The following is a 16,189-nucleotide window of genomic DNA, read 5'->3' as shown; positions in this document are numbered from 1 at the left end:
CGCCCGGTCCCGCCGCCCGCGACGCTTAAGCGTGTTTCATCTGCCGCGCGGGCAGGCTAAACACGGGCCATATCAAGGCCGGAGAACCCATGTCCAAACCCGTTGTCCTGTGCATTCTCGATGGCTGGGGCCTGAGCGACAGCCCCGAGGCCAACGCGCCCCACCTCGCGCGCACCCCCACCATGGACCGGCTGATGGCCAACTGCCCCCATGCGACGCTGATCACCCACGGGCCGGATGTGGGCCTGCCCACCGGGCAGATGGGCAATTCCGAGGTGGGCCACACGAATATCGGCGCGGGGCGCGTGGTGGCGATGGATCTGGGCCAGATCGACCTTGCGATCGAGGATGGCAGCTTTGCCGACATGGCGGCGCTGCAAGCCTTCATCGCGCGGCTGAAGGAAACGGGGGGGCGGGCGCATCTGCTGGGCCTCGTCTCGGATGGCGGCGTTCACGGCCATATCACCCATATCGCCGCCGCCGCGCGGACCATTGCCGAAGCAGACGTGCCGGTGGTGCTGCACGCGATCACCGACGGGCGCGACGTGGCCCCGAAATCGGCGCGCGCCCATCTCGACCGGCTAGGCGAGATACTGCCCGAAAGCACCACCATCGCCACGGTCACGGGGCGTTATTTTGCCATGGACCGCGACAACCGCTGGGAGCGGGTCGATGAGGCGTATCAGGCGATTGTCTCCGCGCGCGGACAGCACGCGCGCGACGCGCGTATGGCCGTCACCAACGCCTATGCGCGCGGCGAGACCGACGAATTCATAACCGCCACGGTGATCGGCGATTATGCGGGCGTGGCGCCGGGCGACGGCCTTTTCTGCCTCAATTTCCGCGCCGACCGCGCGCGCGAGATCCTGAGCGCGCTCGCCGATCCCGCCTTCACCGGATTCGCGCGCGAGGCCATGGCCGACTGGTCCGCGCGCCTTGGCATGGTGGAATATTCCGAGGCGCATAACGCGCTTTTCGAGACCGTCTTTCCGCCTCGCGTCATCGTCAACACGCTCGCGGAATGGGTGAGCCGCGCGGGGCTGCGCCAGTTCCACCTCGCCGAGACCGAAAAATATCCCCATGTCACCTTTTTCCTCAACGGCGGGCGCGAAGAACCCGAACGTGGCGAGGATCGCTACATGGCCCCCTCGCCCAAGGTCGCGACCTATGACCTGCAACCCGAGATGTCGGCCGCCGAGGTCACCGATCAGCTTTGCGGCGCGATTGCCGAGGGTTATGACCTGATCGTGGTCAACTATGCCAATCCTGACATGGTCGGCCATACCGGCGATCTGAAGGCTGCCATAGCCGCATGCGAGGCGGTGGATGCGGGCCTTGGCCGCGCGGTGGCGGCGCTGGAAAAAGCGGGCGGCGCAATGATCGTGACGGCGGATCACGGCAATTGCGAGGTGATGGTCGATCCCGAGACCGGCGGGCCGCATACCGCGCATACCACCAACCCGGTGCCGGTGATCCTTGTCGGCGGACCTGCGGGTGCGCGGCTGCGCGCGGGCGGGCGGCTCGCGGATCTGGCCCCAACGGTGCTTGCGCTCATGGGACTGGCGCAACCACAGGAAATGACCGGGCGGAGCCTTCTGGCATGAGGCTTGCCGCCGCCTGCCTCGCCCTTGCCCTCGCGCTTCCGGGCATGGCCCCGGCGCAGAGCGGCGACCCCGCCACCAATGCGCGCGCCGCTGCCGAGACGCTCGGGCTCGCCGCCGAGGCGCTCGACCGGGCCGAGGGCGCGCGCAATCGCGTCAAGGCGCTGACCGAGGTGATCCGTGCCTATGAAAGCGGGCTCGAAGCGATGCGCGAGGGGCTGCGCCGCGCCGCGCTTCGCGAGGAGGTTCTGCAAGCCGAATTGCGCGCCCGCGAGACCGAGACCGCGCAGCTTCTGGGCGTGTTGCAGACCATGAGCCGCGCGCCCGTGCCGATCCTGATGCTGCACCCGTCCGGCCCGGTGGGCACCGCACGGGCGGGGATGATCCTGTCGGAGGTGGCCCCCGCGCTCGACGCGCGCGCGCTCTCGTTGCGCGAAAAGGTGCAGGATCTTGCCGTCTTGCGCGCGCTTCAACAAAGCGCCGCCGAGACGCTGTCCGAGGGGCTCGAGGGCGTGCAGGACGCACGAACCCGGCTCAGTCAGGCCATTGCCGAGCGCAGCGACCTGCCCCGCCGCTTTACCGAAGACCCGGTGCGCACCGCGCTGCTGATCGCCTCGACCGAGACGCTGGAGGGCTTTGCCTCGGGCCTGAGCGAAATCGCAATGGACGAGGCCCCCGGCAGCCTGCCGGGCATCGAGGCGCGCAAAGGCAGCCTGCCCTTGCCGGTCGAAGGGCTGATCCTGCGCCGCGCCGGCGAGGCGGACGCAGCGGGCGTCACCCGCCCCGGCATCGTCGTGGCCACGCGCCCCCGCGCCCTCGTCACCACGCCGGTGCCCGCGACCGTGCGCTATCGCGGCCCCTTGCTCGACTACGGAAATGTGATCATTCTGGAACCGCAGAGCGGGATTCTTCTGGTATTCGCCGGGCTAGACATTGTCTATGGTCGCATGGGCGAGGTGCTTCCCGGCGGAAGCCCCGTAGGCCTTATGGGTGGTCCCGGCGATGGCAGCGACCTGCTTGCCGCAAGCGCCGCGCGCGATCAGGGGGGTGCCATGCGCAGCCAGACGCTCTATATCGAATTGCGTCAAGACAATGAACCGGTGGACCCGCTTGCGTGGTTCAAACCCGACAAGGAAGGTTGAGAGATGAAGAAGATCCTGATGGCCACAGCCGCCGGCATCCTGACCGGGGCGGTCGTGACAACGCAGGTGGCCGCACCGCTTCTGGCACAGGAGGGGCGGTCAAGTTCTGTCTATGAGCAGCTTGACCTATTCGGAGACATCTTCGAGCGGGTGCGCGCGCAATATGTCGAAGAGGTCGATACCCGCAAGCTGATCGAAGCGGCGATCAACGGGATGCTCACCTCGCTCGACCCGCATTCCAGCTACCTTTCTCCCGACGATGCCGAGAACATGCAGGTACAGACGCGCGGTGAGTTCGGCGGGCTTGGCATCGAGGTCACGCAGGAGGACGGCTTCGTCAGGGTAGTCTCGCCCATGGACGGCACACCCGCCGATCTCGCGGGAATCGAGGCGGGCGATTTCATCACCCATGTGGACGGAGAGAGCGTTCTTGGCCTCACCCTCAACGAGGCGGTAGAGCTGATGCGCGGCCCGGTGGGCAGCGAAATCGTCATCACCGTGGTGCGCGAGGGCACGGCGGAACCCTTCGACGTGTCGATCATCCGCGACACGATCAAGCTCACGGCGGTGCGCGCCCGAACCGAGCGTGACGCGGTGGTGCTGCGGCTCACCACCTTCAACGACCAGACCTATCCGAATCTCGAATCGAACCTGAAGGAAAAGATCGAGGAACTCGGCGGCATGGACAAGGTCAGCGGTATCATTCTCGACCTGCGCAACAATCCCGGCGGTCTGCTCACACAGGCGATCAAGGTCTCCGACGCCTTTCTCGACAAGGGCGAGATCGTGAGCACGCGCGGGCGCAACGTGCAGGATGGCGAGCGGTTCAACGCCACGCCAGGCGATCTGGCACAGGGTAAGCCCATCGTCGTGCTGATCAACGGTGGCTCTGCCTCGGCCTCGGAAATCGTGGCGGGCGCGCTTCAGGATCATAACCGGGCGATCGTCGTGGGCACCAAGAGCTTTGGCAAAGGCTCGGTGCAGACGGTCATGCCGCTGCGGGGCAATGGCGCGATGCGGCTGACGACCTCGCGCTATTACACGCCCTCGGGCCGGTCGATCCAGGCGCTCGGGGTCAGCCCCGATATCGTCGTCGAACAGCCCCGCCGCAGCGCCCAGACCGAGGAGACGGAAGAGACGACACCCCGCCGCCCCGGCCGCTCCGAGGCGGATCTGCGCGGACGGCTCAGCAATGACAGCCTGAGCGAGGACGAGATCAAGCAGATCGAGGAAGAGCGCAAACGCGCCGAAGAGGTGGCCCGCCTGCGCGAGGAAGACTATCAGCTTGCCTATGCGGTCGATATCCTGCGCGGCCTTGCCGTGATGGGCAACGGCAACAAAGAGTGAGCCGAGGCTGACTTTCCGGAAAACCCCGCCATCGCGCGGGGTTTTTCATTGGGCCCGCCGGGCAACGCCTGCCTGGGCGGGCGCTCTCGCGCAACGTCGCCACACGCACGGAGAGCACATAAACCCCACCGGACCAAAAAGCGCCACCGCTTGAAAAACACCCGCAAGGCCGCGCGCCTCTCAGCCGGTCTCGATGACAAAGGCGCAAGCCGACGCGCCCCGCGCACAACAGCTCACCTCGCGCACGGTGCTGCGCGCGCTCACCAGCCGCCGGAATAGCGCCTCGAACACCGCGCAATGCCACGCGCAGCCCGGCACGGCCAGCGGGTTGGCCCGGATCGTCAGGCGTGCGGGTGCGATGCTCACCTCCCCCGACCCGGCGAAGGTCCAGGCATGGGTGGCCATGGCGCGCAACAAAAGTGGCGCGGCAAGGCGCGCGGGCAGCGCCCGCAGCACCAGTTGCGCAGGCACAGGGATTCGGTGACGCATGATATAGTCGCCCGTGCGTGCCCCCGCATCGCGCGCAACCGCGCGCGCCTCGGCCTGCGCAGCGGCCAGATCGGCCTTCTTCGCCTTGATCTGTTCGCGCACGCTTGCCTTGCGCTCCTGCGCGCGGCGCTTGCGGTCCGCCATCGCGTCCCAATCGGCCATTTGCGCATCGGCGATGCCGCGCGTCTCGTCAAAGTGGTAATGCAACAGCGCCTTGTTCATGTAGAAGCGCCGGTAATTGTGCATCATCCGGTCCAGAAGCGTCGCGCGGTCCATTGCCGCGGGCTTCATGATCGGGGTGACGAAATTGTATTTCTCAAAGTCGAACACCTCGACCTTGTCGCGCAATTCCTGAAAGAGCGGCGTGAACGGCCAGGGCGTATACATCGTCCAGTTGGCAAGATCCGGGTTCCCGTCGCGGGCGAAACGATAGGTCTCCTCCAGCGTCTCCTCGGTCTCGTTATCAAGACCCACGATGAATTGCGCCTCGGTGAAAATATCCGCCTCGCGCAGCAGGCGGATGACCTCCTTGTTCTCCTCGACGCGTGTTTCCTTCTTGAAAAGGTCAAGTTTCATCTGCGCCGCCGCCTCTGTGCCAAGACTGACATGCACCAGCCCCGCCTCGCGCGCGATCTCCAGCACCCGCTCGGCGCGATAGATCGCGGGCGTGATCGCGGTGCAACCAACGATATCGGGTTGCAGCGCGGTGATCCGCGCGCGCAATTCCTCCTCGTTGATATGGTGGGTCATCGCGTCGATGAAATGGATGTCGGTGTAACCGGCGGCCTTGAGCGGCCCGGCCAGATAGGCCACCCAGGCGGGCGGCCAGTTGCCGGCAATCTCCGCCCCGCCGGAATGATAGTTCGGATGAATGAGAACCAGTCGCCTGAGCGCCCCTGCTGTCAACTAAGATTGACAGACGGAGAGATTCAATAAATTGACATTGATCAATCAGGCGCGGATTTCAACCTTGTTTCAAGCCTCGGCAAAGATCTGCGCGGCGTGACGCTCAAGGTAGATGCGCAGCCAGGGCGTATAGGCACCGGGGCTGTTGGCGATCCGCACCGTCAGCGCCGCACGGCTCACCCAATCCACGGCCATCACCTCCTCGGGGTTGGGGCAGGTGGCAATGCGGCGGGCGACATGGGCGACAAAGACCTCCACCACTTCATGCTCGATCAGACCGCCGCCCACATCGGCGCGATACTCCACTTCGCCACGAGGGTGCATGTCCAGCCCGGTGATGCCCAACTCCTCGTCAAGCCTGCGGCGCGCGCACGCCTCCCCCGCCTCGCCCCAGCGGGGATGGGTGCAGCAGGTATTCGCCCAAAGGCCCGGCGTGTGATATTTCCCGAGCGCCCGGCGCTGGATCAGCACCTCGTCGCCATGCAGCACGAAGACCGACACCGCCTTGTGCCGCAGCCCGCGCCGATGCGCCTCGAGCTTTTCCACGGCCACCAGATCACCGCCAAGCCAGGTGGGGATCATCTCGCTCATGTATAGCCTGCCGGCACCAGCCGCGTCAGATGCGCAAGGTTCTTCAGGCCGATCTTGACATGCGCCATGGGCCGCGCGCGCACCAGTTTCTTGTTCATATACGCCTCGCAAGTCAGTCACTGCACGTCGATGTCATGGCAAAGCGAGACAAAGCGCTCGCGCCGCTCGTCGGATCTGTAATATGCATTCTGCATCGAGGCCAGCACCCGGAACACGGTCTTGTGCTCGCGCATGAAGAGGCTCCGCGCCAGCCGCAGGTCGCGCGCGCGGCCAGAGGCAAGGCAGGCGCTTGCCGCCGTCGCCCCCGACGGCCCGCCGCCTATGATCACCACATCGAACATCGTCATTCCCCCGGCACAAGCGCCGCGCCTCGCGCGCGGCCATGGTCGATCACCCGCAGCGCCAGCAGCGCCGCAAGCACGAATAATCCCGCCTCGGCATAGAACACCGCGCCAAAACCCGCCGCGTCATTGCCAAGCACCGCGCGCAGCACATCCGCCGCCGCCGCGCCCACCAGCCCGCCGAAACCCGCCGCAATTGCCTGCGCCGCGCCCCAAAGGCCCATCCGCGTGCCTTCGCGCGCCGCGCGCCCCTGGCCCGCCAGCGCCATCATCGCGCCGATGGCCGCGACCGCGAACATGCCGTTGAAAACGCCAAGCGCCACCACCGCAGGCACCAGCGCCGCCGCCACCCCCGCCGCGCCGAGAAAAGCAATGACCGACAGCGCTGCGGCCGAGCCAAGACACCCCGCCACCACCCAATGCCGCAGCGAGCCAAGCCGCAGCCCGGTGGCGGCAATGCCCACGATCAGCATTCCAAGGAACACCCCCCCGTTCTGCGCGCCCGAAAGCTGTGTCGATTGTCCCGGCGTCATGCCGAAGACAAGGCCCGCGTAAGGCTCGAGGATCAGTTCCTGCATGAAATAAGCGGTCATCGACAGAAACACGAAGATGGTGAAATTGCGCGCCGCAGGCTCTGCCCAGATCTCGGCCAGCCCCTCGCGAAAACGCATCGGCGTTGATTCGGGCACGGGTGCTGCCCCCGCGCGCCGCTCGATCCCGGCAATGGCAAGCGACGTGACCAAGACCGCGCCGACGCCTACGATCCCTACGATTTCCAACAGGCGCGCGGGCGTGTAGGGGTCAAGGAAATGCCCCACCATCGTCGCCGTCACCGCGATCCCCGCGATCATCATCAGCCAGGTGATCGTCGCTGCCGCCGCCCGGCGGCGCGGTGCGCAAGCGCTTGCCAGAAGCGCCAGAAGCGAGGTGCCCGAGGCCCCCGCCCCCAAGCCAATCAGCGCATAGGCCAGCACCGACAGTGCAAGGCCCGCGGCAAACTGCGTCGCCATCAGCACCACGCCCAAGGCCGCAAGCCACGCACCACCCCCCAGCACCGCCATGCCGCCGATGATCCAGCGGGTGCGATGCCCGGACGTGTCCGACAGAAAGCCCCAGTTTGGCCGCGTGATCTGAATCCCGTAATGCAGCCCCACCAGCAGCCCCGGCAACACGGCAGGCAGCGCCAGTTCCACCACCATCAGCCGGTTGAGCGTCGAGGTCGTGAGCACCACCACCGCGCCAAGGCACATCTGCACCAGCCCCATCCGCACGATCTGCGCCCAACTCAGATTCATCCCATCCCTCCAAGCCCGCGCAGGGCGAAGGCGGCCACCATCATGCCGCTCACATAGGCCATCACGCCCGTGCTGTTATACCACGGCGCACGGCGCTTGGGATCGGATAGAAGGACGCGCATCGCAAAACCCTGCGCGATGACCAGCACCGCAATCGCCCCCGCGTGCCAGACCTGCCCAAACGCGAGCAAAAGCGCGATCACGGCAAGCTGCGGCATGACCATGACGACACAGGCCACCCGCGCCGCCCTCTCGGGGCCAAGCGTTACCGGCAGAGAGTTGACGCCGGTGATCCGGTCGCCCTCCAGTGCCTTGAAATCGTTGAGCGTCATGATGCCATGCGCGCCAATGGCATAGAGGGCTGCCACCGCCACCACCTCGGGTGCGGGCGCACCCGCCGCCAGAACCGCCGCGCCGGTGAACCACGGCCCGAGCGCAAGCCCCATTACCAGCGCCAGCGCGCTCATCACCAGCGCCACCCACAGCCCCCAGCGCCCCGGCACCCGGCCAGAGGGGATCGGGCGGTCCGGTTCGTTGATCGCATCCACATGCCGGTCACACCAGTCATTCACCGCCTGGCTCATCCCGCAGACCACGGGCCCCGCCAGCACGATGCCCAGCAGCACCAGCCACGGGGCAGAACCAATCAGAACACCGGACGAAACCACGTCGCAGAGATAGGCCCAGATCGGGGTAAACCACGTCACCGGCTTGAGCAGCGTCAGCAGCGCGCGCGGCTCGGGATAGCGGCGGAGGAAATGTAAAGTCGAAGAGACGCTTATGGTGTTAATTAAACTATACATTACGAGTCGCAGAAAGGGTTTTCTCGGGGTCTCGCGCCGCCGCTCATTCGGAACTTTTGAGCAGCCCGTATTTGCGCAGCTTCACATAAAGGCTCTGCCGCGACAGGCCCAGCATCTCGGCGGCGGCAACCCGGTTATTGCCCGTCAGGCGCACGGCAGTCTCGATGCACATCTTCTCGACCACGTCCGAGGTGGCCGAGACCAGTTCCTTGAGCGAGGCGGTGCCGACAAGATCCATCACGCTCCGCATCGCCTCGTCGCTCACGCCGACCGCATCGACCGTCACCTCGGCCGTATCGCGCGCCGCGCTCTCGCGGATGATGAAGCCAAAGCCCAGATCCCCCCCCGCTGCCGCAGTCGCGTCACCGAAATCTCGACCGGGGCGCGCGTGCCCACCACACTTTGCAGCTGCGCGGCATAGCGGCGCATCCGGCCGCGTTTCGTCGCGCCCTCTATCAGCAGCTTGAGATCGACCGAGCCGCGCACGAGAAAATCCGCCAGCGATTCTCCCTTGAGATCGCGCAGTTGCGCCGCGTCGGCCAGCACCAGAAACGCCTCGTTCGCCTCGCGGATCATGCCCTTGCCATCAGTCAGCACGATCGCATCCCCCGCGTCGGCATAGAGCGTGGCCAGCGCGCCCGCGAATTCCGGCCCGCCACCGTCGCTGTCATCCATCGGCGCAATACGGCACAGCATGTAAAGCGTCCCGGCAGCCCGGAAATATTCCGGCAGCACCTTGAGCACGCGCCCGTTACGCCGCGACACCGTGTCGATGCCGCGCATCTCGTCAGCCACGGCTGCCGCCTGAAGCGCGTCGGCAAGTTCGGCCCGCCTGCGCCCCTCGAAGACCTGCGCAAAGGACGTGCCGCGCAGCCTATCGACCTTGCTGCCCAGAAGCTGCGCCGCGGCGGAATTGATGTCGCGAATGCGCCCCGGCTCCGGCTCGATCAGCACAAGCGGGGTTTCGGATGCCTCCAGCACCACGCGATAGAACGTCTCGGTGCCGCGCAATAGCTGCCCGTCGCGCTCGCGCGCGGTCTGTTCGGCGACAAGCCGTTTCTGCACCTCGGCATAAGGCTGCATGTCCCGTCCGAGCAGCAAGAGCGCGCCGCTCTCGCCCACGCGATGCAACGTATAGCGCACCGACGCTTCCCAGTTGGCGTTGTCCACATGGTTGATTTCAAGCGGTCGCGGCTCGTACTGCGGCTCGCTGCGCACGAGCGCCGTGCGCTCGGCGAACGTCTCCCGGCTCTCTGCCGCAAGAAAATCCAGAAAGCTGCGCCCGACCCAATGATCGAGGCACCCCAGCGAGGGACTCTCGGGATTGGTGGAGATACCGTCGACAATGCCGTCGGGATTGAGAAGCACGGCCATGTCCGCCGCCTGTTCGACCAGCCCCGGAATATCCATCACGTCGAGCAAATGCCCGGCCCGCAGCCTCTGGGATGTCTGCTCTATCTTGCTCACCGTCTCAACCCATCCCCAGCCCTGCCGTCGCGGGATTATGCACGGTGTCCTGCCTCAATTGATGTCTTGTGACATCAAAGGCTCCGATACCGCAGCCAATCCGCATCGCTCTACCGCTTCGCGAACCGATTTAACGGCGAAATCCGCGCCCGTGATCCTTTCCACCGGCGCTCGTTCCGACACGATCCTGCCTCCTGCGACGACCGGGGGCAAGTTGTCCACATGCGTTCGCAACGAATGTGTCCAAATGTCCAGCATTTTCAACCGTTTTCCACGCCGCCAGCGACAGCGCCACCATGGAAAAGCGGTTCGCCCGCAAGACTTCCGCCAGCTCACGATCATCAAGCCCGATGCAAAGCCGCACCCAGACCCCGTTGCGCCGAAAGTTGTCGGCAGCCACGAAGGCCCCGAGCGAATGCTCTCAAAGGCCGGAATAACCAGAAGCACCGATTGGCCAAGCGGGATGCTGCGATCAAGCCTGTTGCCCTCCCGCTTTTCGCCGCCTGACCGAAACAATGCCTGAAGCCGCGAGGCGGCAAGTGTCACTTCGATGAAACTCGCTCGGTCCGCAATCCACATCTCGCCCAACCGATGCGCGGCGGCGGGCACATAATCCTGATAGAACCTCTGGGACGAGACGCCGCCCGCCATCAGCGCGGAAATCACCGAATGGTGACTTGTCTCTGCCTCCGACATCAACGCCTCGCAGAACCGGTCGACCCATTCGTCGCGGTTGCGCGGGCGGTTGTCGATATAATTCGAAGCCACCTTGCGGAATGGCCGATTCCACGAAATAGCGGATCGCCTGGCCTTGCGGGTCACATCATCAATGCCCATGTCTGGCGGCCCTTCGCGCCCACCTCTGAAATCGAGGTGGATCTGGAGGCGCATGGCTGGCAATGGCGCGGGCATGGCTATTTCGACGCCAATTTCGGCACCCGCGCGCTTGAGGCCGATTTCAGCCGCTGGACCTGGGGCCACTTTCCGCGCGCGGGCGGAAGCACCTGTTTCTACGATGCGACAAGGCGCGACGGCAGCACGCTGGCACTTTGCCGGATCCTCGGGATAGGGTCGGTCACGGAAGTGCGGACGCGAGACGCGGCACCGACCAGCCCCAAAAGCGCACCAGCATGAACGTGCCCGCCAGCGCCAGCCCCGCCGCCAGCCCCAGCCAGATGCCGGGGCCGCCGAAACCCAGGACAAAGCCCAGCAGATAACTCACCGGCACGCCGACGGCCCAGTAACTCAACGCGGCGATCACCATGGGCACGCGCGTGTCCTGCACCCCGCGCAACAGGCCAAGCGCCATGACCTGCGCTGCGTCCACCACCTGAAACAGCGCCGCCGCCGCCAGAAGCGTCACACCGATGGCGATGACTGCCGCGCGATCCGGTTCATCGGGCGAAAGAAAAAGGCCGATCAACACCTCGGGCAAGGTCAGGAACATGACGACGGTCAGAAGCGCCACCGTGCCAGAGACCGCCAGCACCACCCTGGCCCCGTCGCGCAAGCCCTCGACATCGCCGCGCCCCTGCGCCTGCCCCGCGCGCACCGTGGCCACGTTCGACAGGCCCACATGGACCATGAACATCACCGACGTGACCTGAAGCCCGATGCCATGCGCGGCCAGCGGCAGCGTACCGAGCCAGCCCATCATCACAGAGGAGGCCGCGAACAGGCCGACCTCGGCGAGGTTGGTCAACCCGATGGGCCAGCCAAGGCGAAAGACCCGCGCGAGCGCCTCCCAGTCGGGCCGCCAGAGCCGCTGAAAGATCGCGTGTTCGGGCGTGGCGCGCCCAACATAGACCACCAGCGCCACCATCGAGGCGAGGTTGACCATCAGCGAGGCCACCGCCGCGCCGCGAACGCCCATCTCGGGCAGGCCGAAATTGCCGAAGATGAGCGCATAGTTGATGACGATATTCAGCGCCACCGCCGCCAGCGTCACCCAGAGCACCACGGCCGTGCGCTCTAGCGCGGCAAGGTAGGATTTGAGCACCATCACCATGAGCGCGGGCAAGATGCCCCAGCCCGCGATGCCCAGGTAATCGGCGGCCAGCACCGAGGTGGCACGTTCCTGCCCAAGCCAGCCGAACACCGCCTGCGCACCCAGCATCGCAGGCAGCGTGAGCAGGCCGAACAGGGCCGAGGCCCAGAGCCCCATCCGCGTCACCCGCCGGACCTGCGCGCCTTCGCCCGACGCCGCGGCAGAGGCCACCAGGGGCATCACCGCCCAGGCAAAGCCCGACCCCATGATGAAAAGCACGAAGAACAGCGTGCCGCCCAGAACCTCTGCCGCCAGCGCCTCGACCGAATACCAGCCCAGCATCACCGCATCGCTGAGGGTGATGGCGAACTGCGCCACATGGCTGCCAATCAGCGGCAGACCGAGGCCAAGGATGGCGCGCAGATGCTGGCGATATGTGAGGCGGACAGACATGGAAACCGCCTATGCCGGGGCCGCGGCGGGCGCAAGGGGGCCGGTTGCACCCCTCTCAGAGTGTGGCGCGCATCAACTGAATCGCCAGTGCCGCGATCACCAGACCCGCACCGATTTCCAGAGCGGTAAGCGCGCGCACGACCCCTCTGCCCTCGGTGGTTGCCAGCCGTGCAAGCGCCCCCTCGCGCAGCGTGACCGAGGCCAGCGCCACAACAAGCGTCACGCTCGCCGTGCCCATCCCCATGGCGAAGGTGCCAAGGATACCCGCCATCTCGATCCCCATGCGCCATGTCAGGATCAGCAGGAACAGCGCGCCGGTGCAGGGCCGGATCGCCACCGCGCCGATCAGCATCGCCGCATCGCGCCAGCCGCGCACGCGCGCGGCCTCCTGCGGGCTGGGGCCGTGGCTGTGACCGCAACCGGCGCAGGTGCGATCCCCGCGCGGGGCACGCCACCAGCGCCGAAACCCGCGCAGCGCCAGCCAAAGCCCCACCAGCGCCACCGCGCCATAGCTGACCGGGGCCAGCAGATCTTCGGCTAGGCCGGTCATCTGCTGGCGGGTGAGATCGAAAAGGAAAACACCCGCATAGACCAGCGCCACAGCACTTGCCGCCTGCGCAAGGCTCGACCCGAGCGCCAGCGCAGAGAGGCGCAGCGCCCCCACCCGCGCCGCCATGCCATAGCCGCCGATCAGAATCTTGCCATGCCCCGGCCCCGCCGCGTGAAAGAACCCGTAGGCGAAACACAGACCGAGCAGCCCCACCATCGCCCCCGGCTCGCCCGCGCGAAGGCTGCGCAACAGCCGCGCCATGGCCTGTTGGGTTTCGGCCTGCCCTGCGCGCGCCCAGGCGCCAAGGCCCGCCGCCCCGCCAAATCCCCAGAGCCAGAGCGCCAGCGCCAGAACCGCCAGCGCCCCGAGGCTCAGGACCGCGCGCGGCACGAAATCACCATGGTCTCGGAAAACAGATTGCCCACCTCGACGCCGGTAAACTGCTCTTCGGCCGTCATCTGCGCCAGCATGTCGCGAAACGCGCGCTGGCTTTCGTCAAGGTCCGGCTCCTGGATCGTGTAGGCGCAGCCCGACGGCAGCGTGACCGGCCCGGCAAGCGTGTAGGCGACGTAATAGGTCGGATCATACGGATCGACCCGCAGCCCCTCGGCCAGCACGGGACCAAAGCTGCGGGTATGGGTAGCGACAATCCGGCCCTCCTCCAGGCGCACATCGGTCGGCACCGGGTGGTCCAGCGCGATCTTCTCCTCGCCCGCATGGATGTATAAATCGCCCTCGAACCCCTCTGGCCATTCCGCAAGGTCGAACCCCTTGAGCCGCACCAGTTCCTCCTCGGTCAGCACCCCGTCGCCATCGGGATCAAGCCCCATATCGGTCAGGATCAGCAGCGAGAAGAAATCGTCATAGGTCCACGTCACCTCGACGCCGGTCAGGTTGCCCGCGCCGTCATCCGCAAACCCGAGCGCCACATCGACGAACACATGCGGATGCGCCCCGGCCTGGGACACGGGCAGCGCGGCGATGAGGGCGGCAAGGGCGAGGCGTTTCATGAGCCCACAGATAGGCCACCGCGCATCGCCCCGCAAGCGCGCGGACGGCCTTCGGCAAGGATCGGCGCAGATCAGAGCGCGAGATCGTCGCGGTGGATGAGCGGGCCACGCGGCGGATAGCCGAGCGCGGCCTCTATCTGGTCCGAACGCAGCTTTGCAATCCGCGCCGCATCGCCCGCATCATAGCGCGTGAGGCCCTGCCCCAGCACGCGACCCCGGTCATCGACCACCTCTACCGGATCGCCGCGCCCGAAAGCCCCCGACACCGCGCTCACCCCCGCCGACAGCAGGCTGCTGCCAGAGGCAAGCGCCCGCGCCGCACCCGCGTCGATGGTCACGCGGCCGCGCGGCTTCATCGCCGCGATCCACGCCTTGCGCTTTTGCTGCGGGTCGCCCTGCGCCGCGAACCACGTGGCGCGCGCGCCCTCGCTCAAGGCCCGCACCGGGTGCATCCGGTCGCCGCGCGTGATCGCCATGGCACAGCCGCCTGTGGTGGCGGTGCGCGCGGCCATCACCTTGGTTTTCATACCGCCCTTGGACAGGCCAGAGCCCGCATCGCCCGCCATCGCCTCGATTTCTGGCGTGATCTCAGCCACTTCAGCAAGGTGGCGCGCACCCGGATCGGTCTGCGGGTTGGCGGTGTAAAGCCCGTCCACATCCGATAGCAGAATGAGCAGATCCGCCCCCGCCGTCACCGCCACCTGTGCGGCCAGCCGGTCATTGTCGCCATAGCGGATTTCGTCGGTGGCCACGGTGTCGTTCTCGTTGACGATCGGCACCACGCCGAGGCGCAGAAGCTGCTCCATCGTGGCGCGGGAATTGAGATAGCGGCGGCGGTCCTCACTGTCCTCAAGTGTCACCAGCACCTGCGCCGCCTGAAGCCCGTGGCGCGCCAGCGCCACCTCATAGGCCCCCGCAAGCTTGATCTGTCCGACCGCCGCTGCGGCCTGACTTTGCTCCAGCGAGAGCGCGGCAGCGGGCAGGCCAAGCACCCCGCGGCCAAGCGCGATCGAGCCGGACGACACAAGGATCACATCCGCCCCGCGCGCGCGCAGCCCTGCCACATCCTCGGCCAATGAGGCAAGCCAGTCGGCGCGCAAGGCCCCTGTGGCGCGGTCCACCAGCAGGGCCGAGCCGATCTTGACCACCACCCGGCGCGCGTCGCTCAGGGTTGCCACGGGGCCTCCTCCTCGGCCGTCCTTTCGCGCAACCGGTTCGCGTCGATGCGCCCGCGCAGGGCGCGCAGCACCTCGGTCACGCCCTCACCGGAAACCGCCGACATGAGCATCACCGGCCCGCCACTTGCCGCCTGCAATTCGTCGCGCAGAAAGGCGCGTTCCTCATCGTCGAGCGTGTCGATCTTGCTCAGAACGGTGAGGCGCGGCTTGTCGGCCAGCCCCGCGCCATAGGCGCCGATTTCCTCGATGATCGTTTGATAATCCGCCACCGGATCGCCCGACGATCCGTCCACGAGATGCAGAAGCACCGCGCATCGCTCCACATGGCCAAGAAACAGATCGCCCAGGCCGCGCCCCTCGGACGCGCCCTCGATCAGCCCCGGAATATCGGCCACGACGAATTCCACATTGTCCACGCCCACCACACCAAGATTGGGATGCAGCGTGGTAAAGGGATAATCGGCGATCTTGGGCCGCGCGTTCGACGTGGCGGCAAGAAACGTGGATTTCCCGGCATTGGGCAGACCCAGAAGGCCCACATCGGCAATCAGCTTCAGCCGCAGCCAGATCGTGCGCTCCACGCCCTCCTGCCCCGGATTGGCCCGACGCGGCGCCTGGTTGGTCGAGGTCTTGAAGCGCAGGTTGCCCCAGCCGCCATTGCCGCCGCGCGCCAGCTCGACGCGCTGACCCACCTCTGTCATGTCGGCGATCACCGTCTCCTCATCCTCGTCAAGGATCTCGGTGCCGACGGGCACACGCAGCACGATGTCGCCCCCGTTTGCCCCGGTCTTCTGCCGCCCCATGCCGGGGCGCCCATTGTCGGCAAAGAAATGCTGCTGATAGCGAAAGTCGATCAGCGTATTGAGTCCGTCCACCGCCTCGGCCCAGACCGAGCCGCCATGCCCGCCATCGCCGCCGTCTGGGCCGCCGAACTCGATATATTTCTCGCGGCGAAAGCTCACACAGCCCGCGCCGCCCGCACCCGAGCGGACATAAACCTTTGCGAGGTCGAGAAATTTCATCTGTTGT

The 16,189-nt window shown here is 66.5% G+C and carries 15 protein-coding genes and 2 pseudogenes; 4 read left to right on the top strand and 13 right to left on the bottom strand.

What is annotated here, in order from left to right; genetic code table 11:
• Positions 1-89: 89 nt before the first annotated feature.
• Genes gpmI through KAK09_RS11135 form a run of 3 tightly spaced genes read left to right on the top strand, consistent with a single transcriptional unit; the run spans position 90 to position 4,090 of the window.
• Positions 90-1,604: a 2,3-bisphosphoglycerate-independent phosphoglycerate mutase gene (gpmI, locus tag KAK09_RS11145; protein ID WP_210879015.1), complete on the top strand. Its 1,515-nt coding sequence runs from the start codon at positions 90-92 to the stop codon at positions 1,602-1,604.
• Positions 1,601-2,743 carry a murein hydrolase activator EnvC family protein gene (locus tag KAK09_RS11140; protein ID WP_210879014.1) on the top strand — a complete coding sequence of 381 codons (1,143 nt, stop codon included), beginning with the start codon at positions 1,601-1,603 and terminating at the stop codon, positions 2,741-2,743. The genes gpmI and KAK09_RS11140 overlap by 4 nt, the downstream gene beginning before the upstream one ends.
• A 3-nt stretch (positions 2,744-2,746) precedes the next feature.
• Entirely contained in the window at positions 2,747-4,090 is a 1,344-nt protein-coding gene (locus KAK09_RS11135) for a S41 family peptidase (protein WP_210879013.1), read from the top strand.
• Between the two features lie 180 nt (positions 4,091-4,270).
• Here KAK09_RS11135 and bchJ read toward each other — a convergent pair whose 3' ends face one another.
• From bchJ to KAK09_RS11100, 8 genes and pseudogenes are all read right to left on the bottom strand, one after another.
• Positions 4,271-5,485: a bacteriochlorophyll 4-vinyl reductase gene (gene bchJ / locus KAK09_RS11130; RefSeq protein ID WP_210879012.1), complete on the bottom strand. Its 1,215-nt coding sequence runs from the start codon at positions 5,483-5,485 to the stop codon at positions 4,271-4,273.
• A gap of 69 nt (positions 5,486-5,554) precedes the next feature.
• A complete protein-coding gene (idi, locus tag KAK09_RS11125; protein ID WP_210879011.1) occupies positions 5,555-6,076 on the bottom strand; it encodes an isopentenyl-diphosphate Delta-isomerase in 522 nt (173 codons plus the stop codon).
• Positions 6,073-6,393 (bottom strand): annotated as a pseudogene (locus KAK09_RS11120) (geranylgeranyl diphosphate reductase); the annotation flags it as partial. The pseudogene KAK09_RS11120 and the gene idi, both read right to left, overlap by 4 nt.
• Positions 6,394-6,419: 26 nt before the next feature.
• The gene (locus KAK09_RS11115) at positions 6,420-7,712 is read right to left on the bottom strand and encodes a BCD family MFS transporter (RefSeq protein WP_210879010.1); all 1,293 of its coding nucleotides are present in this window, start codon (positions 7,710-7,712) and stop codon (positions 6,420-6,422) included.
• On the bottom strand, positions 7,709-8,494 hold the full coding sequence (locus KAK09_RS11110; RefSeq protein ID WP_210879113.1) for a UbiA family prenyltransferase: 786 nt from the start codon (positions 8,492-8,494) through the stop codon (positions 7,709-7,711). Before KAK09_RS11110 ends, KAK09_RS11115 begins: the two co-directional genes overlap by 4 nt.
• Before the next feature lie 64 nt (positions 8,495-8,558).
• Positions 8,559-8,801, bottom strand: coding sequence for a helix-turn-helix domain-containing protein (locus KAK09_RS19065; protein ID WP_336244448.1), 243 nt, complete (start codon positions 8,799-8,801; stop codon positions 8,559-8,561).
• Positions 8,798-9,982, bottom strand: coding sequence for a PAS domain-containing protein (locus tag KAK09_RS18760; protein WP_336244447.1), 1,185 nt, complete (start codon positions 9,980-9,982; stop codon positions 8,798-8,800). Before KAK09_RS18760 ends, KAK09_RS19065 begins: the two co-directional genes overlap by 4 nt.
• Positions 9,983-10,036: 54 nt before the next feature.
• Positions 10,037-10,819, bottom strand: coding sequence for a hypothetical protein (locus tag KAK09_RS11100; protein ID WP_247651200.1), 783 nt, complete (start codon positions 10,817-10,819; stop codon positions 10,037-10,039).
• On the opposite strand from KAK09_RS11100, the pseudogene KAK09_RS11095 reads away from it, so the two are divergent.
• A pseudogene (locus tag KAK09_RS11095) lies at positions 10,814-11,029 on the top strand (carotenoid 1,2-hydratase); the annotation flags it as partial. The gene KAK09_RS11100 and the pseudogene KAK09_RS11095 sit on opposite strands and share 6 nt — an antisense overlap.
• A 28-nt stretch (positions 11,030-11,057) precedes the next feature.
• Here the strand turns inward: KAK09_RS11095 and KAK09_RS11090 are convergent.
• From KAK09_RS11090 to obgE, 5 genes are all read right to left on the bottom strand, one after another.
• Positions 11,058-12,422 (bottom strand): MATE family efflux transporter, encoded by a 1,365-nt coding sequence (locus KAK09_RS11090; protein WP_210879009.1) that lies wholly within the window; start codon positions 12,420-12,422, stop codon positions 11,058-11,060.
• A 55-nt stretch (positions 12,423-12,477) separates the two neighbouring features.
• Positions 12,478-13,362, bottom strand: a complete 885-nt coding sequence (locus KAK09_RS11085; RefSeq protein WP_210879008.1) for a HoxN/HupN/NixA family nickel/cobalt transporter — start codon at positions 13,360-13,362, stop codon at positions 12,478-12,480.
• Positions 13,344-13,982 (bottom strand): DUF1007 family protein, encoded by a 639-nt coding sequence (locus KAK09_RS11080; protein ID WP_210879007.1) that lies wholly within the window; start codon positions 13,980-13,982, stop codon positions 13,344-13,346. The genes KAK09_RS11085 and KAK09_RS11080 overlap by 19 nt, the downstream gene beginning before the upstream one ends.
• A 71-nt stretch (positions 13,983-14,053) precedes the next feature.
• Entirely contained in the window at positions 14,054-15,160 is a 1,107-nt protein-coding gene (proB, locus tag KAK09_RS11075) for a glutamate 5-kinase (RefSeq protein WP_210879006.1), read from the bottom strand.
• Positions 15,148-16,182, bottom strand: a complete 1,035-nt coding sequence (obgE, locus tag KAK09_RS11070; protein WP_210879005.1) for a GTPase ObgE — start codon at positions 16,180-16,182, stop codon at positions 15,148-15,150. Before obgE ends, proB begins: the two co-directional genes overlap by 13 nt.
• Positions 16,183-16,189 lie beyond the last annotated feature (7 nt).

The sequence above is a fragment of the Roseovarius autotrophicus genome (assembly GCF_018069895.1).
In the GTDB taxonomy this organism is placed as follows: domain Bacteria; phylum Pseudomonadota; class Alphaproteobacteria; order Rhodobacterales; family Rhodobacteraceae; genus Roseovarius; species Roseovarius autotrophicus.
The sequence above is the reverse complement of the archived record's forward strand: the minus strand, read 5'-3'. Positions and strand labels throughout refer to the sequence as shown.